Raw genomic sequence first — 21,209 nt, forward strand, 5'->3', positions numbered from 1 at the left:
AATTATGGCTTCAAAAAATATAAATATCAAACTCAAAATCTGGAGACAAACCAATGGTAAGTCAAAAGGAAAATTTGAAAACTATTCTCTGGATGAGGTTTCAACAGACAGTTCATTCCTTGAAATGTTGGATATGCTCAACGAACAGTTGGTAAATGAAGACAAAGAACCGGTGGCATTTGACCACGATTGCCGCGAAGGAATCTGTGGTATGTGTTCGCTTTACATCAATGGTCGAGCGCACGGTCCTGACAGAGGAATCACGACTTGTCAGCTACACATGCGTTCGTTCAACAATGGCGATACTATTACTATCGAACCTTGGCGTTCAGCAGCTTTTCCGGTAATGAAAGATTTGATTGTTGACAGAACGTCTTTTGATAGAATCCAACATGCGGGAGGATTTATTTCGGTAAATACTTCAGGAAATACCATCGACGGAAATTCAATTCCGGTTCCAAAATATGATGCAGACAGGGCGTTTGAAGCGGCGACTTGTATCGGTTGTGGAGCTTGTGTAGCGACTTGTAAAAATGGTTCGGCAATGTTGTTTGTAGGAGCGAAAGTTTCTCAGTTTGCTTTGTTACCGCAAGGAAAAGTGGAAGCACAGCAACGTGCATTGAACATGGTAAAACAAATGGACGAAGAAGGTTTCGGTAACTGTACCAACACGGGTGCCTGTGAGGTTGAATGTCCAAAAGAGATTTCTCTTGAAAACATCGCGCGTATGAACCGCGAATTCTTGAATGCAAAAATAGTTTCAGAGCAATCTTAGAATTAAAATAAATATTTTAAATATCAAAATCCGATGAAGCAGATTCATCGGATTTTGTTTTAAATTTAATTCGTAATTATAAAAATCTGAACAAATGGATTTAAACAATGTATTTAGTCAAAATGAAAAATGGATTGAACAAAAATTAGAGGTAAATCCTGATTATTTTTCCGATTTATCAAAAGGACAAAATCCTGAGGTTTTATATATAGGATGTTCAGACAGTCGTGTGACAGCAGAAGACCTGATGGGAGCTCAAGCTGGGGAAGTTTTTGTTCACCGTAACATTGCCAATATGGTAATCAGCATCGACCTGAATGTCATGTCTGTACTGAATTATGCGGTCAATCATTTGAAAGTTAATCATATAGTTGTATGTGGGCACTATTTTTGCGGGGGTGTAAAGGCAGCGATGCAGGCGCAGGATTTGGGGATTTTGAATCCGTGGCTGAGAAACATCCGCGATGTGTATCGTCTTCACAAAGATGAATTGAATCAAATTTATGAAGAAAATGACCGCTACAACCGATTGATCGAACTAAATGTACAGGAACAATGTATCAATCTACTCAAAACTGCTGCAGTACAAAAGGCTTATAAAGAACGAAATCTGCAGGTTCACGGATGGGTGTTTGACATACATAGCGGAAAATTGAACGATCTAAAGATTGATTTTGAAAAGGAATTAAAAGAAATTATGGAAATTTACAATTTAGGAACATGAGAAAATCTGCCATCCAACCAATGCCTGAACTTTATGGACGCTACATCGACCTTGTAGAAGATTTAACGCTGAATGTTGCACTTGATAAACATTTTGCTAATATTCAAAATTTAAATCTAGAGTCTTTGGAAGAATTGGGAAATTTGACATATAAACCTGGTAAATGGACTGTAAAAGAAGTCTTACAGCATTTGATTGACTGGGAAAGGGTTTTTGTTTACCGGGCTGTGGTGTTTGCACGAAAGGAGGGAACAATTCCTTCAGGACACGATGAAAATATCATGGCGACAAATTCTAAAGCCAATTCCAAGTCTGTAAATGAAATTATAGAAGATTTTATCGTTGTACGCAGTTGCACGAGTTCTCTTTTTAGAGGTTATGATGAAGAAGACTTGATGACGGTAGGACAGAATTGGAATATGGAAATGTCTGTTTTATCGGTTGGGTTTACGATTGTTGGACATCAGATTCATCATTTCAATATGATTCAGGAAAGATATTTACCTTTATTGGGAATTGATGCTACTTTGATAAAGTAATACTAATTTAAATAAGTAAGGGTTAGACTTCTTTTGAAAGCTAACCCCTAATTAAATTTATAATTATTATTTCTTTTTTATTCTATACAATCTTCCCTGATCGGTTACAGCATAAAGCATTCCATCATGGTAAGCAATATCACGGAATCTTTGCTTTTCCTCAACAAGTAATCTTTCCTCTCCCACGATTTTATTGTCTTTGATTACTATTCTGGCAATATGTTGACTACTCAGTCCACCGATGAATAAATTATTTTCCCATTCAGGAATTGCATTTCCTTTGTAGAAAGCCATTCCACTTGGTGATAAAACTGGATCCCAATAGTAAACCGGTTGTTCCATTCCTTCTTTTTGCTGAATGGGCGGCGCACCAATTTCTTTTCCTCCATATTCTATACCATAAGTAATCGTCGGCCAACCATAGTCTTTTCCGGATTTGATGATGTTCAATTCATCTCCGCCACGAGGACCGAATTCATTCTCCCAAAGTTCTCCCGTTACCGGATGGATGTCCAAACCTTGTGCATTTCTGATTCCGTATGCATAAATCTCAGGCATAGCATCTTTATTATTTAAGAAAGGATTTCCCGGAGCAGGTTTTCCGTCTTTTGTGATTTTGAAAATCTTTCCTAATCCAGATTTCAAATCCTGTGCCTGAACTCTTCCCGGCAATTCTGAACGTTCCCCGGTACTCACAAACAAATGTCCGTCTTTGTCAAAAATCAAACGCGAACCATAATGCAAAGTGCTGTCAAGGGAGGGAGTAGCACGGAAAATAACGGTTACGTTTTCGATTTTTCCGATAGCTTCATTTAATTTACCTTTTGCAACCGCCATCAGATTTTTACCATCTTTTTGTTTTTCCGAATAAGACCAATAAATCATTTGATTATTGACAAAACCCGGATCCAAAGCGACATCGAGTAACCCGCCTTGCCCGCGGTCATCTACCTCAGGGAAGCCTTCAATCGTTTTCACTCGCAGTCCCGTTTCGTCATAGATTTGCATCTTTCCCTCTTTTTCTGTAATCAGTAATCTTCCGTCCGGAAAAGGAATTACCGCCCAGGGTTTATCTAAACTTTCCGCCAATTTATCGACCTGATAAGCCGTAGTCGTTTTCACGCCGGCAATGCGGGTCTGACCTTCAAATGCAGGTTTATAATCCGTGTTAGCTTTCTCGGTTTCTACGGGACCATTTGTAGTTTGTTCAGGATTATTATTGGTTTGAGCCGTTGAATTTTTAGGGTCGCAGCTCATCAGAAAGACTACTGCAAAACCTAATGATAAAAAGTTTTGGATTTTCATAAAAAATGGTTTTAGGAAAAGGCACGCAAAAACCATTCCTTTACAGTTGGTTATAAATCTCTGAAAGAAATTAGGATGGAAATAGAGTATAGATTTTGGAAATTGTATTTAAAACAAGAATGCTTATGCAGAAAGGTTTTTAGAAGTGTTGATAATGGTAATTTAACATTATGTATACCGAATTCTTCTCATGCATACATGAAATTTCTCGGAGCATACAGGCACTTTTTCTTTAAATTACTCTTTAATTAAAAGAATAACTCAATCCGAAAGAGATAACAGAGTTATTATTTCTATAATCAGAACCTTTACGAACTTTTGTAAGCCCAGAATTATACCTAACGCCAATTCCTAATCCTTTGTAAATTTCATATTCCGCACCAATATTCACACCTAAGTCAACATTGATTTCAGGGTCAATGGAAGACTCACCAAATGGTTCCCCGCTGACAGCTAATTCCTTTTCTAATGCAAATCCCAGTTGGGGACCCAATTCAAAATTTAATTTTTTTATAACGTAATATTTGAACATCAATGGAATATTTAAATAGTATAATTTATAGTCAATTTCTACCAAAGATTCAGTTATCATTTGACCATTTTCATCGAGGCCTATAATTGGAAAAGTATCTGTTTTTGCGCCCTGCATTGAAAATAATAATTCAGGTTGAAACGCTAATTTTTCTGCGAATTTTATATTAGCAAAACCTCCTGCATAAAATCCTGTTTTGAAATCGTAATCAATATTTTTATCATTAATAGTTGATAAATTAAGTCCTGATTTTACTCCCCAAGAAACTTGTGCATTGATAAATTGCGCTGCAAATAATAAAATAATTGATAATTTTTTCATTGATTTAGATTTTATAAGTTACACTTATAAATTGAATTAATATATCCAAAGTTTCAATAATTTTTCTTCGAAATCTTTGTCGGGCATGAATTGTTTTTCCAAATCTGCATGGAAGGGAACGGGCGTATCCATACTACCTACACGGAAAACAGGGGCATCCAATTCTTCAAAAACTTCTTCTGAAATGACAGCAGAAATCTCTCCACCAAATCCACTTATCAAAGTATCTTCGTGCAAAATGATTGCTTTTCCGGTTTTTCTAACAGAATCTAACACGGCTTCTTTATCCCAAGGAATCAAGGTGCGCAAATCAATCACATCGGCTTTGATTTCTGGATGTTTTTTCAAAATTTCAATTGCCAAATGAATTCCGGAACCGTAAGTGATGATGGTTAAATCTTCACCTTTTTGATGAAATCTCGCTTTTCCAAAAGGAATAGTATAATATCCTTCGGGAACGGAACTTTTGAGACTTCTATATAATTTTTTATGCTCGAAAAACATTACAGGATTAGGATCTGCAAAGGATTGAAGCAATAGACCTTTTGCATCTTCAGGTGTTGAAGGGTAAATGACTCTGAGTCCCGGAACTTTGGTGAACCAAGCCTCTGTAGATTGCGAATGGTAAGGTCCAGCGGCTACACCGCCACCAGTAGGCATTCGGACTACAACATCTGCATTTTGTGCCCAACGGTAATGTGCTTTGGCGAGGTTATTTACAATTTGATTGAAGCCTTCTGTTACGAAATCAGAGAATTGCATTTCAATCATGGATTTTTGCCCGCGGATAGAAAGTCCCAATCCTGCTCCTAAAATAGCAGCTTCACACAACGGTGTATTGCGCACGCGTTCGGCTCCATATTGGTCTAAAAATCCGTCAGTCACTTTGAAAGCACCGCCGTATTTTGCGATGTCTTGCCCCATCAAAATCAACTCCGGATAACGGTTCATGGCTTCGTGTAATCCTTCTGAAATGGCATCAATGAAGCGGATTTCTCTTTCTGAAACAGATTTTGGAATAATTTCTTCGTTGGAAAACGGAGCGTATAAATCTGCCAGTTCCGTTTCTTTATTGGGGATTATTTTGGGTAAATTATCGGCAGCTTCTAATTCTTTCAAAATAAATCTACTCAATTCATTTCTATAGTTTTGAATGGATTCATCAGTCAAAATTCCTTTTTCTTTTAATTTATTTTCAAATTGAAGAATAGGGTCTTTTGATTCCCAGGATTCAATTAAACCTTCCGGATAATAAGCGGTCCCAGAAGCTTCTTCGTGTCCGCGCATACGGAAAGTCATACATTCGATCAAAACGGGACGCGGGTTTTTACGGATTTCTTCTGCCCAATATTTTACCGTTTCATATACTTCCAAAAAGTTATTTCCGTCGATGGTCACGGCATCGATTCCGTATCCAATTCCTTTGTCAGCAAATGATTTCATACGGAATTGTTCATTAGAAGGCGTTGAAAGTCCCCATTGGTTATTTTCTACGATGATAATTACGGGTAATTGCCAAACTGCTGCAACATTTATGGATTCATGAAAATCACCTTCACTAGCGCCACCATCACCTGTAAAAACCATGGTAGCTTCATTGTTTTTCTGGAGTTTATTTGCTAATGCAATTCCGTCTGCTACACCCATTTGTGAGCCTAAATGGGAAATCATTCCGACGATTTTATAGTCATTTGTTCCGAAATGGAAAGAGCGGTCGCGTCCTTTAGTAAAACCTTCTGCTTTTCCCTGAAATTGGGCAAATAATCTTTGTAAAGGAATTTCACGTGAAGTAAAAACACCTAAGTTTCTGTGCATGGTCAGGATATATTCTTCGGAATTCATTCCCAATGCGCACCCGACAGAAATGCCTTCCTGCCCCCAGGATGAGAACCATTTTGAGATTTTTCCCTGGCGAAGCCCGATAAGCATTCGTTCTTCAATCATGCGAGGGAGTAATAATTTTTTATATAATTCAATCAGTTGATTGTCTGTGTAAGTTGCATTCACTTTTGTTTGTTTTGGTGGTCAAAATTAGGTGTTTTCTAATTCTGAAAAAATAAAAATCCCGCTAAAGATTAACGGGATTGGAATTATTTATTTTAAAAAAAAATTATTTGCCAAGTGATTTTTCAATAGCCCTCATTTGGTCTTCTTTCTCAAACATTTCACCTGCCTGATATGCTTTTCTTAAAGTAGAGGCAGCTTGTAAATCAGTTTTGTCTAATTCAAAGGCTTTTTCTAAATAAGGAATGATAGATATATAAAGGTCTTTACGTTTTTTTGTATATTCCTGATAGGCTTGTTTCTCTTTAGCAGTACTTCCTAAGTTGGCATTGATGATTTCGACATATTCTTTTTCCGGTTTTACTTTTACCAAAGCAAGATTGTTGTATGCATTTTTATATTTTGGGTCAACTTGTATGGTTTTTTCAAAAAACTGAATAGCTTCTGCATCTTTTCCTTGTTCCATATAAATTACTCCAATATTGAAATAGTTTGTAGGATCTGCTGGGTTTAACTTTGTATTTTCAATTAATTTATTTAAAAATCCTTCTTCGTTTCCTGATTTATGGTAGATATTTCCGGCAACGGTTTGAATTTCACTATCTTGAGGATATTTTTTTGTGATTGTTTCTACTAAATCGTCATACTTTTCCAGTCCGCTCAGTGCTTTCAATGCATTTAGATAAAGTTCTTTTTCCATTGAAGGAGTTTTTACCTCTTTGTAGCTGGCAATAAGTCCGAGTTTTTTATGGTTTTCAGCTTCTTCTTTTGAACTATAAGGAACTTCATTTCCTTCTTTATCTTTTGCTAAATATGAAACGGTTTCACCTGTATATTCATCTTTTATGAGATCTTTATAAGCTTGAAAAGCTTTTTCATAAATACCTCCTCTGTGGTAGCTAAGCGCAGCGTTGTATTTGAAAAGCTGTGAGTTGCCGCCTAATGCCTTGACTAAATAAGAAGCTTCGAGAAATTTGTTTCCTGCTTCCTCATTTTTCTCAGCCTGATAAGCAGTGTTAGCTGCTTGAAGCGTTTTTTCAGCCATTGAAGTTACGCTTTCCTGGATTTGGGGTAAATAAACAGACTTTAGGTTTTCTTGTTTTGGTTTTGAATAATCTCCACTTGCAGCAGCTTTGTCAGCTTCAGCTTGAGTTGCATAATATTCAGTTGCTTTGGTTGATTTGTTTTTCACTGAAAACATAGTTCCGCTTTCGTACTTTGCCAACTCTCCAAATTGCTTAGCAGCTTCGATTGTATTTCCTTCGTTTAGAGCAATTTGCCCTGAAACGTAGTAATATTTTGCCAGAGATTCTGGAGAAATTGTGTTAGAAGTCAATAGTCCTGAAACTTTATTTAATTCTGATTTGGCAGCTGTGTTATTTTTGCTTTCAAAAGCCTTCAATGCTGCATCGATTTCTTTTTCCTGAGCAAATACTCCGCTCATCATGAAAACAGCAGAGATTGTTAAAATTATTTTTTTCATCTTTTAAACCTATTTGATTTTTTAAAGGTAAGATGGAATGCTTTTGAACATTCCATCTCTAAATTTTAATTATTCGTTTGAATCAGATTCTAAATTAGTGTTTTCGTTTGAATTATCATTTAAATCCTGATTATTTAAATTTTCATTAACACCTTCGATGTTTTCATTTCCACCTTCAATTAATCCATCAATATCTTCCAATTCTTCTTCAACTTCTTCCTCTACGGCAACTTTTGCAACTGCAGCGATTTTGTCATTATTTTTCAAATTAATCAAACGAACGCCTTGCGTTGCACGTCCCATAACACGCATTTCTTTAACACCCGTTCTGATTGTTACACCTGATTTGTTGATAATCATCAAGTCGTTGTCATCTGTAACGGATTGGATTGCGATTAATTTTCCGGTTTTTTCTGTGATATTTAAAGTGGTAACACCTTTTCCGCCACGGTTGGTAATGCGGTAATCTTCAATCGAAGTACGTTTTCCGTAACCTTTTTCAGATACCACCAAAACGGTTTCGTTTTCTTTGTCAGCGATGACAATCATACCGATAACTTCATTTTCTTCTGTTCCTAAATTAATTCCGCGAACACCTGAAGCGGTTCTTCCCATTGGACGAACTTTTGCATCTTCGAAACGAATGGCTTTTCCACTCAATGAAGCAATCATGATTTCGCTTTCGCCATTGGTCAATTTTGCTTCTAATAATTGGTCGCCATCACGTACTGTAATTGCGTTGATGCCGTTTACACGTGGACGGGAATAAGCTTCCAATGAAGTTTTCTTCACGATACCTTTCTTCGTAACCATGATCACGTAATTATTATTTACGTATTCAGGGTTCATCAAATCTTTGGTTAAGATATAAGCTCTCACTTTATCGTCCGGTTCGATATTGACAAGGTTTTGAATCGCTCTACCTTTTGAAGTTTTAGAACCTTCAGGGATTTCAAATACACGCATCCAGAAACATTTTCCTTTTTCTGTGAAGAAAAGCATGTACTGGTGGTTGGATGCTACGACCATGTATTCCAAGAAATCGGCGTCACGCGTAGTTGCGCCACGGTTTCCAACGCCACCGCGGGATTGTTTTTTGTATTCAGAAAGCGAAGTACGTTTGATGTAGCCCAAATGGCTGATGGTCAATACCATTTCATCATCCGGAATTAAATCTTCGATGTTCATATCGCCACCTGCGTAGTCAATGTCAGAACGTCTTTCGTCGCCGTATTTTTCTCTGATTTCAACCAATTCTTCTTGAATGATTTTCATTCGCAGTTCTTTGCTTGCCAAAACCTCTTTTAAGTAATCGATGGTTTTCATCAATTCCTCATATTCAGCACGAATTTTATCAATTTCAAGTCCGGTCAAAGTTCTCAAACGCAATTCCAAAATGGCTCTTGCCTGGATTTCAGAAAGGTCAAAAGCTTCCATCAAACCTTCGCGTGCTTCATCTGGTGTAGCGCTTTCGCGGATGATTTTGATAGCTCTGTCCAAATCATCTTGGGTTCCGATTACTTTCATGTAACCTTCTAAGATGTGGGCGCGTTCTTCTGCTTTTCTCAATTCATATTCGGTACGTCGAACCACCACATCATGACGGTGATCAACGAAATGTCTGATCATGTCATATAAGTTCAATTGTTCCGGACGACCATTTACCAATGCAATATTGTTTACGCTGAATGAAGATTGAAGCGCAGTATGTTTGTACAATAAATTCAATACAACATTTGGAACTGCGTCATTTTTCAAAACATAAACGATGCGCATTCCTTTACGGTCAGATTCGTCTCTGATTTCAGAAATTCCATCTAATTTCCCTTCTTTGATTAACTCAGCGGTTTTGGCAATCATATCCGCTTTGTTGACTTGATAAGGAATCTCAGAAACAATGATGCTGTCGCGTCCATTGGTTACCTCGAAATTAGATTTGGCACGAATGACAATTCGACCGCGTCCAGTTTCAAAAGCTTCTTTCACTCCGCTGTAACCATAAATAATTCCTCCCGTCGGGAAATCCGGTGCTTTTACGTGTTGAATTAATTCATCAATCGTAACGTCGTTGTTTTCTATGTAAGCAATGATTCCGTCAATTACTTCCGTCAAATTGTGTGGAGCCATATTGGTTGCCATACCTACCGCGATACCGGAAGCACCGTTCACTAATAAGTTAGGGATTCGGGTTGGAAGAACTTTTGGTTCTTTCAAAGTATCGTCAAAGTTGAATTGGAAATCAACGGTTTCTTTATCGATATCGGAAAGCATTTCTTCCGAAATTTTTTGAAGTCTTGCTTCGGTATAACGCATTGCTGCAGGCGGGTCACCATCGACGGACCCAAAGTTACCTTGTCCGTCCACCATCATGTAGCGAAGTGACCAAGGCTGTGCCATACGCACCATGGTATCATAAACAGATGAATCTCCGTGCGGGTGGTATTTACCCAAAACCTCTCCTACGATACGTGCAGATTTTTTATGGGCACGGTTGGCCATCACACCTAATTCATACATTCCGAACAAAACCCTTCTGTGAACTGGTTTCATGCCGTCGCGAACGTCTGGCAATGCACGTGATACGATAACCGACATCGAGTAATCGATGTAAGCTGATTTCATTTCATCCTCGATGTTAATCGGGATTAACTTTTCTCCATCATTATTCATTTAAACTATAATTTATGTTTAAGGTTTCAAGTTCAATGTTTAAGGTTGTAAAATCAACCAAAAATTTATAATATTACCTGAAAGAAAATTTAACGTGCTAAAATACGATTTTTAAGCGGGATAGACTACATGTATGTATAGTAGTTTTCAACATAAAAAAATGAGATTGTGAAAAATTATCAGAAAAAAAGTTGAATTAGATTTTTGAAATAAAAAAATACACTTATATTTGCACTCCATTTGAGAAAATGTAGAAAAGCTTACAAACGATGAAAAGAACATTTCAACCCAGCAACAGAAGAAAAAGAAACAAGCACGGTTTCCGTGAGAGAATGGCTACTAAAAACGGTCGTAAAGTTTTAGCAGCACGCAGAAAAAGGGGCAGAAAGCAATTGACGGTTAGCGAAGTTAGAGCTAAACGATAATCGCTAATATTATATTAAAAAGACCAAAGCCCGGATTTTCTTTCGGGCTTTTTTCTATATTTGCCTTTATTAAGCATAAAAAACAATGACAGGGAAAGTAATTCAATTAGAAAGAGCTTTTATTTACCAAAGAAATCATTTGGTTTTGAGCAATGTAGAATTTGAACTGAACGAAGGTGAATTTTCTTACCTCATTGGTAAAACCGGTAGCGGAAAAAGTAGTCTGCTCCGTGTTTTATATGGCGACCTGCCTTTGGAAGAAGGTTATGGTAAAGTAGTGGGGATCGAATTGAACGGAATGAAGGTCAGTAAAATACCTACACTCAGACGTCATTTAGGGATTGTTTTCCAGGATTTCCAACTTTTATTGGACAGAAATGTCGAGAAAAACCTTGCTTTTGTATTGAAAGCTACAGGTTGGAAAGACAAACAACAAATCAATGACAGGATTGACGAAGTGCTGGAAAGTGTGGGTATGATTTCTAAAAAGAAAATGATGCCTTTCAGACTTTCGGGTGGTGAACAGCAAAGGGTTTCCATTGCACGTGCATTGCTCAATCATCCTGAACTTATTTTGGCAGATGAGCCAACGGGAAATTTAGATCCGGAAACTTCGGTGGAAATCATGAATTTGATTCTTAATTTGTCAAAAGAAAGAAATGTTGCTGTCCTTATGGCAACGCATGATTACAACATCATCCAGAAATTTCCTGCAAAAACTTTCAAATGTGAAGACGGAAAAGTCCATATGGAAGAGTCTTCAGAATCTCTTTTTATAGGTTAATTTTAAAAACTGGTTCTCGATAGATTCCCAATTCTTCGGAATACTCGAACTGAAGTTTTATAGAAATACTGAATAAATTTCCTGTAGTTTCAGTTCTTCAATTTCCCAATTGAAAATTTCAGCAGCTTTCTCAAGATTGGCAAGGTAAGGCGTTTTTCCTTCATCCAACATTTTTCCAATCATCTCTGCAATGTGCTTTGGATTATGATTTTCTATAGTTTTTCCAATTCCGTAAGTTTCAATTGTGTTTTTAATTTCGGGCAAATTTGTACCTAAAATTGGAATTTTGGCGTGGGTGTAATCAAAAATTTTATTAGGTAAAGCATAGCGATAACTTATTCCGTAATCTTCTTCCAAACTCAATCCCAAATCTGCTTTGGGTGTAATTAATTTCAGCTGAGCAGGAGGGACGCTGCCTATGAATTTTACTTTGTCAGATAAATTTAATTCTTGTGCTAATTTTTCAAATTCATCCTTTTTCGGCCCTTTTCCTACAATCCACAATTTGGCATTGTTTATAAATCCCATTGCTTTGATCATCTTGTCAATTCCTCGGCTGAAGTTGATGTCACCTTGGTAAAGGAGGATTTTTTCACCGGAAATAATTTCGGGCAAATTCACTGTCAAATCATAGTCCAATGGTTTTACAACGGGGACATTTCTAATAACTTCGGGACGGATTTTATATTCATTTTGGAACCAATCCGCATAACCATTACTTACCGTATAGAAATGGTTGATTTTAGGAACTATTAATTTTTCCAAATTTTTCCAAATACTTTTTTTGAATTTACGGTTGTGCAAAGTCGGGACTTCAGAGAAAATTTCGTGGCTGTCAAAAACCAAATCCAATCCTTTGATTTTGCTTACCAAATAATTAGGCAATAAAGCATCCAAATCATTTGCCAGCAAGATGTCACCTTTTTTTGAAATCTGTAATAATTTGATGAACAAATTACAGTTGAAATCAGCGTACATCTGCATTCCTTCTCGAAATGTCATATGTAAAGTATGAATTTTATAAGGAAAATTTAATGCAGGTTTTCCGCGTAAATCAGAAGCGATAACCTCTACATCAAATCCAAATTTCTGCAAGGAATTACAAACTTTCTGGACGCGCTGGTCACCTTCGTAATTATTTATGACAGAAGCTATTATTTTTCTTTTATTCACTTGATTTTTTTATGTCTTTGAAAAATAAAAAATACAATTGGATGAATATAATAATTGCATTTGGAATTACCACCGGCCATGCTTCAAAATAAGTACCATAGATTACAAAACACATACACCCAATCATGTTTATAATGCGTACTGATTTTAAATTATTGACAATAAATGACATTACAATAAAAACAGAAGCAGCATAACCAATCCATTCATATAAGCTTGGATTCATATTTTTTATTTGTTTAAAAGTACGAATTTCAAATTTTGAATTTTTCAAAAATCCTCTTTCACCTCAAATTGCACAACCTCTTTTGTTTTTGGATGAATGAATTCCAAATATGCAGCATGTAAGTGTAGCCTGTCTGCAACTGTTCCGTACAAATCATCGCCTACGATGGGTGCATTCAATCCCAACTCATGTGCAGCGTGCATCCGAAGTTGGTGCGTCCTTCCGGTCAATGGCCAGAAATGAACTTTGGTTGTTGTTTGAGTTTTCTCAATAACTTCCCATTTTGTAATGGCTTTTTTTCCGTGTTCAAAACAAACCAACTGTCGTGGTCTGTCATCAAAATCTCCACGCAATGGCAGGTTTATTTCACCATTTTTACCTTCAATTGCTTTTGAAAGTAAAGCCGTATAACGTTTTTTTACTGTTCTTTTGAGGAATTGATGTTGTATATTTTTGTGGATTTCTTTTGTTTTCGCCACGACCAAAAGTCCTGAAGTTGACATGTCTAAACGATGAATAATTAACGGTTCGACATCCAATATATCCTGCAATCGTGTGTAAACCGAATCATGAATTTCAATTCCGGGAACAGAAAGCAATTCTGCAGGTTTATTTACGATGATAAAGCTATCGTCTTCGTAAACGATTTTCAACTCTTTTCCTTCGCCCAGATTTTTCAAGAGCATATTTTCTTCCAACGGAATTCCATTGAGCATGTGTTTCAAAATAGGACGGCATTTGCCATTGCAAGCAGGATATATATATTTGTGTTTTCTGACTTCAGATTTTGGTGAATCGCCCCACCAAAATTCAGCAAAGGAGACTGGTTTCAAATTGTTTGAAAATGCAAATTGTAAAAGCTTTGGCGTTGCACATTCTCCGGCTCCTGCTGGTGGTTTTTCATAAACGGTTTCGCTGAAAATTGAACCAAGGCTTTTGGTTTCTCCATTTTTATTGAGAAATGAATATTGTTCAAATAATTGATTTTGTAAGGTTGCAGATTTTTCTCTACGGATTTTTTTCAAACCTTCAATTTTTTCTTCGAATTCATTAATCCTTTGTTTAAATGAATTCAAAACGTCTTCCCAACTTTCTTTCAGTATCTTTAATTTGAACTGATCGAGATTACTTTGTCTAATCAATTCTTTTTCAGATGATTCATTTTGAATATTTTCTCGGATTTTCTTTCGTTCAGTTTTATTTGTTTTTATCCATGATTTAAATGCAGAAATTTCATCAATTGATTCTTGAGAATATTTTTCAAAATCAAATTTCAATTGAATGAATTCCTCATCAGATTCCAATTTTTCAATTTCAAAATTGAATTGATTCAGGATTTCTTCTTCTTTTTTAAAAAAACTGTTTTCAGTCAGCATATCAAAAACCGGCGGCACAAATTTTTCATGAGCATTCGTTCCTGCCAATTTTCCTGAAAAAGCAGATAAATAACCCAATTTTCCTTCGGAATCCTGAGTCACTAAAATTCCAAACATTTTTCCAATTACCAATCCCGAATGATTTTTATTTAATCCGAAATTATGCTCAGATCGAAATTCATTTTCCAGATAACTTTGCAATTGCGAAACTGCAATTTTGGTCAATGGATTCGGTTCATAGTAAAAAGGAAACGTGAATTTTTCAGGAATGTCAACGCCTTTGATTTCGTCTTTAGAAAAATAAGTGATTTTATTGTTGAAAGAATGGTTCACGTTTGAATTTAAATCGAATACAAAAGTAAACCATAATTAATTTTTCTTGTAATTTACCTTGCAGGATTTTTTATTTTAAATAAAAAAAGACATCCCTTTCGAGATGTCTTTCATTCTGATTAATTAAATCGTTTTATTTTTTTATGATTTTAAATCTTACCGGTTTCTCTTTAAATTTAAGTTCAACGATATAAGTTCCCGAAGGATAGCTGCTGAAATCTAGGGAAACATCCATAGATTTTATACTTTTATCGTTCAGTTTTTGTCCAGCTATGTTGTAAACTGCAACATCTAGAATTTCATTTTTAGATTGAATGTTCAATTGATTCAAAACAGGATTCGGGTAATAGCTAAAATCCAGATAAGCACTCACATCATCTACGCCTAATGTCTGACACTCTATCTCTGCAACCCATCCTGATCCAGTTACAAATACATCAGATACAAACCTGAAACTCAAAGCACCTGTTTCATCAGAAGACTGGAAGCTAGCTCCATTTTGCTGACCTGTCAATCCGCCTCCTGTAATTTCAGGAGCAGTGGTATCAGTTCCGTCATGTATGTATAGAAAATCATAACCGTTTTCTACGTTAAATGAATTGAAAGTTACTTTTACTTTTTCATTGCTGTTTGTTGGGACAATCGTACGTGTAACATCTTCATTATCTGAATAATTTCCTGAATTGCCTCCGCTATCTGTAAATAAAATACCACTGCAGAAATCGGCATCTGTTGCAAACATTCTTACGACTTCCGCCATTTCCACATCGCCGCAAAGTTTTCGTACATAAGCATTATAATAAGTATTGGCAGCCAAATTATCCAATGAAATGGAAGTTGAATTTGTTGCTTGCCATGAAAGCGGAGCATTAGAACTAGCCGCTCTTACTGCATATTGCCATTCATCATTTTCTTCATCAGTATCTGTCCAGTTCAGTGTAGCTTCTGTTTCAGAAACATTTGTCAAAGTCAATCCCTGAACTGTATTGAAACAAGTATTGATGCAGTCTGTGCTCAAGCATTCTTTGCCATTGATATTGTTGATGATAACCGTTTTAGGTTGTTCGCCAAATCCTAACGCAAAATTAATTCCTGGACGTCCCTGTAGATGACAATAACTCATGATCAATCCACCTTCATCGGGATAACCCGGAGTACTGCAATTTCCTTCTACACCTCCTGCGCAGCCATCTATTGCAGTATTGTTTCCATTCCAAACACAGGCATGTGTATGTCTGGATCCTAAAACGTGTCCGTGCTCATGGGTCATTACCATTATGGTCCAGGAATAAGTTGGAACAGTTGAAAATCCTGTGTTCACACCTGCATAACTGTAATTTTCAGTAGAACAAATTCCTTCAATTGTAGCAGCGATTCCTCCGCCCGAATTATCATTTGCGCCAATCATCTGACCTACATCTCCTGCAAAATTAGGACGCTCATTATTGAAAGCAGCTAGGTAATCTCCAGAACCACCTGATCCCTGGTAAGGATCTTGAGTTTCCCAGATAAAAACTTCATTCAACGCGATTGTAATGTCGTCATTTTCATAAAGTGTTTGCATATTGTTAAATGTAGCAGACATCCAATCCATGGTTTCATCTAGGTTGCTGTTGTTTTCAGTAAACAAATCATAATCCATTTCATAGTACATTGCCACGCATTTCTCAGTTGTGGTTGCGCCTTCAAATATCATTGAGGAAGGATAATCCGTATAAGCATCTTTTACAAAATCATCCGTTTCGCAAGTCCAGTCATTTGTAACCTTTAAATTTAAATCTGAATAAACGATATAATCTGTCGTATTATTTACAGATTGTAATTTTCCTATGTTTAAATTCTGAAATTCGTCGGCAGAAATAATTCCTGAAAATTTATCTTCAAAAAAACTAAATGATACCAAAGAATTAGGATTGTCTTTGATAATTCCGCGGTAGTAAACTCCGGGTTGATAGTTTACCGATGATTTTTTATTAGTTTTTAGGGTAAATGAATCTGACAAAGGATTTACCCGGTACAATTGAATTTCGATTTCTTGTCCCTGATAAGGAATGGAAATTTCCAAAGCATTGTTCTTTTGAGTATAAATCGAATGGATAGAATTCAAATCAATTTTGGCTAAAGTAGCGTTATTTACAACATTTTCTACAGTTGTATTTTTCTGACTTGTTTCATTCAGTACATTGAACTTTTTGAAGTTGGTTTTCTGAGTTTCCAGTCTTTCAATCTTTTGGGCAACTGCTTTTGTGTTTTGTGCATATAACCCTATGTTCAAAAGGGTAATACAGCAGAATAGAAGTTTTTTCATGTGTTAAAAAAATTAAAGTCCTAATGTAATCACTTATTTGATATGATTTTAAATAAAAAAGACATCCCTTTCGAGATGTCTATCATTCTATTTAATTAAATTATTTTATTTTTTAATTACTTTGAAAGTAACAGGCTTTTCTTTGAATTTCAATTCTACTATATACGTCCCTGAAGGATAGTGCGAAAAATCAATTTGAGAATCTAAAGACTTGACGGTTTGGGTTCTAAGTTTTTTACCTGCCATATTAAATACCTTGATTTCCAATATTTCATTTTTTGCAGAAATATTCAACCTGTCTTTCACGGGATTAGGATAGTAACTATAGTCTGTAAATTCATTAATGTCTTCAATACTCATAGTAAAAGTACAGTCCGAGCTTAGGCATTCACGATTATTGACAGTATTTATAATCAAAGTTTTTGGTTGAGGACCGAATCCGAGAGAAAGATTAATACCTGTAGAAAAATGACAATAGCTCATAATGGTTCCGCCCTCGGTAGGACTTCCCGGAAGCGAGCAATCACCTTCTACGCCTCCTGGGCAGCCATCTATGGCTGTATTGTTGCCATTCCACGCACACGCATGAGTATGAGGTGACCCAAAAATGTGTCCGTTTTCGTGAGCCATCAAGAAAATTGTAAATGAAAATGTGGGAATTGTTTGATAATTAAAATCTACATGGGTGTAACTATGATTTTGTTCTGAACATAGCCCATCTATAACGATAGCTACTCCTCCACCCGAATCATCATTAATTCCTATCAATTGTCCCGTATCTCCCGCAAAATCAGGGCGTTCATCCCGAAAAGCTAGTAAATAATCTACCATGTCTCCTGCGCCCTGGTAAGGATCCATCGTTTCCCAAATAAAAACTTCATTCAGGGCTATAGTAATATCATCATTTTCATACAATGTTTTCAGGTTGTTAAATGCCGCGGACATCCAATCCATAGTTTCATCCAGATCACTCCCATTAGCTGTAAATAGACCGTAATCCATTTCATAGTACATAGTAACACATTTTTCAGTAGTAGTAGCACTTTCGAATGTCATAGAAGAAGGGGAGTCGATATGAGAATTTTGTGTAAGATGCTCCGTTCCGCATGTCCAGTTATTTTCTACTTTCAGATCTGCATCCGAGTACACGACATAATTTGTTTTGTTACCAGGAACTGTAAGCAACCCTATATTTAAATTTTTCAGTTCACTATTTGAAACAATTCCTGAAAATTTATCTTCAAAGAAGTTAAATGATGCCAATGAGTGCGCATCCCCCTTTATAATGCCTCTGTAATAAACGCCTGGTTTGTAATCATAAGAATTTTTCTTGTTGGTCCTCACGGTAAAAGCATCGGTAAAGATATCAACTTGGTAGAGCTGTATTACTACTTCTTCTCCCTGGTATGGAATGGAAATTTCCAATGTATTTAACTTTAGCTCATAAATGGATTTTAGCGAAGAAGTATTTATCGTAGCCAAAGTAGAAAAATTTACCACTTTATCCACTTCCGCATTTTTCCGGGAAGTTTCTGTCAGTATGTCGAATTTTGGAAATTCAACTTTCTGAATAACAAGGTCATTGATTTGTCGAGCAACAGATTTAGTGCTCTGTGCATGGATCCCAATACATAATGGGATCATGCAACATAAAAAAAAGTTTTTCATATTGGTTGGTGTGTTAAAGTTATAGCTAAGTTAAGAGTTTTATAACAAAAACAAAAATTCCCAGATAAAAGCTACCTGAGAATTTTTATGAAAAATTATTAAAAAAGAGAATTTACAAAGTACCTCGCTTCTCTTGTTCTCTTTCGATTGATTCAAACAAAGCTTTGAAATTGCCCGCACCAAATCCGCGTGCACCCATTCTCTGAATTACCTCATAAAATAGAGTTGGGCGGTCTTCTACAGGTTTGGTAAATATTTGCAACAAATAACCTTCCTCATCGGCATCGATCATGATTCCTAATTCTTGCAATTGGTTGATGTCTTCTTTAAATTTATCCATATGGTCTTTCAATCGGTCAGGAATGGCATCGTAATAAGTTTGCGGCGGAATTGATAAAAATTCAACACCTCTTGATTTCATTTCCGCAACTGTTTTGATGATATCATCCGTTGCCAAAGCTAAATGCTGAACCCCCGGACCTTCATAGAAATCTAAATATTCCTCGATTTGTGAACGCTTCATTCCTTCAGCAGGTTCATTGATTGGGAATTTAATTCTACCGTTTCCATTTGACATTACTTTTGACATCAAAGCTGAATATTCAGTTGTGATTTGCTTATCATCAAACGAAAGAAAATTTACAAATCCCATGATGTCTTCAAACCATTTTACCCAAACATTCATTTGGTTCCAACCCACATTTCCAACCATATGGTCGATAAATTTCAAACCAACAGATTCCGGTTTGTAATCTGATTCCCATTTCACATAACCCGGCATGAAAAGTCCGTTGTAATTTTTACGTTCTGTGAACATGAAAACCGTTTCACCATAACCGAAAATTCCGGCTTGTACGATTTCACCATTTTCGTCTGAAGTAACTTTTGGCTCCATGAAAGATTCCGCGCCGCGTTTAGTGGTTTCTTCGTAAGCACTTCTTGCATCTTCCACCCACAAGGCGATAACCTTTACACCATCACCGTGTTTTTTTACGTGTTCACCGATTGGAGAATCAGAGTTCAAAGCTGTTGTCAAAACCAAACGGATCTTGTCTTGTTTAATTACATAAGAAGCTCTGTCTCTCAATCCTGTTTCCAATCCGGCATACGCCTCAGATTGAAATCCAAATGCAGTTTTATAGTAGTGAGCCGCTTGTTTCGCATTTCCTACATAAAATTCTACGTAATCTGTTCCCAAAAGTGGAAGGAAATCCTGTGCTCCTTCAAATATTTTTTCTAATCCGTATTCTACGCTTTTTAATTCTTGTGACATGTTTTTAATTTTTATGTTTTTTAATATGATAATTGATTGCTTAATTCGTTCATGAAAATTTCATGATTAAATTAAAAATCACCACATCGCACGGTGTAAAACGGATAATAAAGCTCGATTGTACATTGATTCAAAGATACAAACAAATGACAACCGTCACAAACTGTTTTTGTGAAAATGACTTGGAAAAATTTTATCAGGTTTCTGTTTCAGTAAATTAGTGACAAGCCAGGATTGCAAAAAACCATACCCATAAAAGGAAAATTGAATCAAAGTAGTAATTATAGAAAAAAATCCAACCTTGATACTTTTGTTTTGAATGGATGAATAAAAGAAAATCATCAATAAATAAAACACAAAAGGAATTGAAAACAGCGTTGAAATCTGGAAATAATTCAAATTAATCCATATTGAACCCAAATTTATTTTCATGATTTCATTTCTAAAAAAAGAAGCAATAAATGAAAGTAAACAAAACGAAAAATAAATCAAAAACAAACTCGGAAACCAAAATGTTAATTTGGTATAGTTTGGGTGACGCTGATTCAAAATCGGTCGTGCAACCCCGAACTGATAAACCTGCTTTGCAAATTTTTTCAGAGAAGTTCTGCGTTTGTGGTAAACTTTTGACTCTGGGAAAAGTCTTGTTTCAAATCCATTTTCCCACAAAATCATGCTCAAATCCGGGTCTTCGCCGATTCTTAATTCTCCAAATCCACCCGTTTTCACAAAGGCTTCTTTACTGATTCCCATATTGAAACTTCTCGGCTGAAATTTTCCGATGTGTTTCTTTCCGCCACGAATTCCTCCGGTCGTCAAAAATGAAGTCATCGAAAACGAAATCGCTTTCTGTAAATCTGAAAAATTTTCATCTGCCGCATCCGGCCCGCCAAATGCATCGACGTAATTTTCCTTCAGTTCTTTACGAATGCTTTGTATATAATTTTCCGGAGCAATTGTATCGGAATCCAAAAAGATGAAATAATTCCCGTGGGCACTTTCCATTCCATAATTTCTTGATTTTCCAGCACCGGAATTTTCTTTATAGAAATATTGGATATTTAATTTTGAATTAAATTCTTCTGTGACTGAAAGCAATTTTTCAGGCGAGCCGTCATCGACAACTACAACTTCAAAATCAGAATCAATTTGCTTTATCAAACTCTGTAGAAGTTCTCTCAATTCATCCGTCCGCTGATAAACGGCAATGATGATGGATATGTTTAAATTTTCTTTCAAATCAGGACAAAACTACAATTTCATTTAATTTTAATCAACTAAAAAAAGCCA

Annotated in this window: 17 protein-coding genes; 5 read left to right on the plus strand and 12 right to left on the minus strand. The window is 36.2% G+C overall.

Annotation, left to right across the window (positions count from 1 at the left end):
• Window positions 1-4 precede the first annotated feature (4 nt).
• From B8977_RS12150 to B8977_RS12160, 3 genes are all read left to right on the plus strand, one after another.
• A complete protein-coding gene (locus B8977_RS12150) occupies window positions 5-775 on the plus strand; it encodes a succinate dehydrogenase/fumarate reductase iron-sulfur subunit (protein WP_394334474.1) in 771 nt (256 codons plus the stop codon).
• Between the two features lie 94 nt (window positions 776-869).
• The gene (locus B8977_RS12155) at window positions 870-1,499 is read left to right on the plus strand and encodes a carbonic anhydrase (RefSeq protein ID WP_084017995.1); all 630 of its coding nucleotides are present in this window, start codon (window positions 870-872) and stop codon (window positions 1,497-1,499) included.
• A complete protein-coding gene (locus tag B8977_RS12160; RefSeq protein WP_084017996.1) occupies window positions 1,496-2,038 on the plus strand; it encodes a DinB family protein in 543 nt (180 codons plus the stop codon). Before B8977_RS12155 ends, B8977_RS12160 begins: the two co-directional genes overlap by 4 nt.
• Window positions 2,039-2,104: 66 nt before the next feature.
• Here the strand turns inward: B8977_RS12160 and B8977_RS12165 are convergent, their stop codons facing one another.
• The 5 genes from B8977_RS12165 to gyrA form a co-directional block, all read right to left on the minus strand.
• Complete coding sequence (locus tag B8977_RS12165) at window positions 2,105-3,343, minus strand: PQQ-dependent sugar dehydrogenase (RefSeq protein WP_084017997.1); 1,239 nt, start codon at window positions 3,341-3,343, stop codon at window positions 2,105-2,107.
• A 244-nt stretch (window positions 3,344-3,587) separates the two neighbouring features.
• Window positions 3,588-4,196, minus strand: coding sequence for a porin family protein (locus B8977_RS12170; protein WP_084017998.1), 609 nt, complete (start codon window positions 4,194-4,196; stop codon window positions 3,588-3,590).
• Window positions 4,197-4,232: 36 nt separating this feature from the next.
• A complete protein-coding gene (locus tag B8977_RS12175; protein WP_262494083.1) occupies window positions 4,233-6,203 on the minus strand; it encodes an alpha-ketoacid dehydrogenase subunit alpha/beta in 1,971 nt (656 codons plus the stop codon).
• A 103-nt stretch (window positions 6,204-6,306) separates the two neighbouring features.
• Window positions 6,307-7,683, minus strand: coding sequence for a tetratricopeptide repeat protein (locus B8977_RS12180; protein WP_084017999.1), 1,377 nt, complete (start codon window positions 7,681-7,683; stop codon window positions 6,307-6,309).
• Window positions 7,684-7,752: 69 nt separating this feature from the next.
• Window positions 7,753-10,353, minus strand: coding sequence for a DNA gyrase subunit A (gyrA, locus tag B8977_RS12185; RefSeq protein ID WP_084018000.1), 2,601 nt, complete (start codon window positions 10,351-10,353; stop codon window positions 7,753-7,755).
• A gap of 269 nt (window positions 10,354-10,622) precedes the next feature.
• Here gyrA and rpmH point away from each other — a divergent pair, with 269 nt between their 5' ends.
• Window positions 10,623-10,778 carry a 50S ribosomal protein L34 gene (rpmH, locus tag B8977_RS12190; protein WP_084018001.1) on the plus strand — a complete coding sequence of 52 codons (156 nt, stop codon included), beginning with the start codon at window positions 10,623-10,625 and terminating at the stop codon, window positions 10,776-10,778.
• Between the two features lie 85 nt (window positions 10,779-10,863).
• A complete protein-coding gene (locus tag B8977_RS12195) occupies window positions 10,864-11,562 on the plus strand; it encodes a cell division ATP-binding protein FtsE (protein ID WP_084018002.1) in 699 nt (232 codons plus the stop codon).
• Window positions 11,563-11,619: 57 nt separating this feature from the next.
• Here the strand turns inward: B8977_RS12195 and B8977_RS12200 are convergent, their stop codons facing one another.
• The 7 genes from B8977_RS12200 to B8977_RS12230 form a co-directional block, all read right to left on the minus strand.
• Window positions 11,620-12,735: a glycosyltransferase gene (locus B8977_RS12200; RefSeq protein WP_084018003.1), complete on the minus strand. Its 1,116-nt coding sequence runs from the start codon at window positions 12,733-12,735 to the stop codon at window positions 11,620-11,622.
• On the minus strand, window positions 12,728-12,961 hold the full coding sequence (locus B8977_RS12205) for a uroporphyrinogen decarboxylase (protein ID WP_084018035.1): 234 nt from the start codon (window positions 12,959-12,961) through the stop codon (window positions 12,728-12,730). The genes B8977_RS12200 and B8977_RS12205 overlap by 8 nt, the downstream gene beginning before the upstream one ends.
• A 44-nt stretch (window positions 12,962-13,005) precedes the next feature.
• Window positions 13,006-14,670: an RluA family pseudouridine synthase gene (locus B8977_RS12210; protein WP_084018004.1), complete on the minus strand. Its 1,665-nt coding sequence runs from the start codon at window positions 14,668-14,670 to the stop codon at window positions 13,006-13,008.
• 133 nt (window positions 14,671-14,803) lie between these two features.
• Window positions 14,804-16,978 (minus strand): M12 family metallo-peptidase, encoded by a 2,175-nt coding sequence (locus B8977_RS12215; RefSeq protein ID WP_084018005.1) that lies wholly within the window; start codon window positions 16,976-16,978, stop codon window positions 14,804-14,806.
• Window positions 16,979-17,083: 105 nt separating this feature from the next.
• On the minus strand, window positions 17,084-18,646 hold the full coding sequence (locus tag B8977_RS12220; protein ID WP_084018006.1) for a zinc-dependent metalloprotease: 1,563 nt from the start codon (window positions 18,644-18,646) through the stop codon (window positions 17,084-17,086).
• Window positions 18,647-18,758: 112 nt separating this feature from the next.
• A complete protein-coding gene (gene hppD / locus B8977_RS12225) occupies window positions 18,759-19,919 on the minus strand; it encodes a 4-hydroxyphenylpyruvate dioxygenase (protein ID WP_084018007.1) in 1,161 nt (386 codons plus the stop codon).
• Between the two features lie 156 nt (window positions 19,920-20,075).
• Entirely contained in the window at window positions 20,076-21,158 is a 1,083-nt protein-coding gene (locus B8977_RS12230; RefSeq protein ID WP_084018008.1) for a glycosyltransferase family 2 protein, read from the minus strand.
• Between the last annotated feature and the right edge of the window lie 51 nt (window positions 21,159-21,209).

This window comes from Moheibacter sediminis (genome assembly GCF_900176425.1).
Taxonomy (GTDB): domain Bacteria; phylum Bacteroidota; class Bacteroidia; order Flavobacteriales; family Weeksellaceae; genus Moheibacter; species Moheibacter sediminis.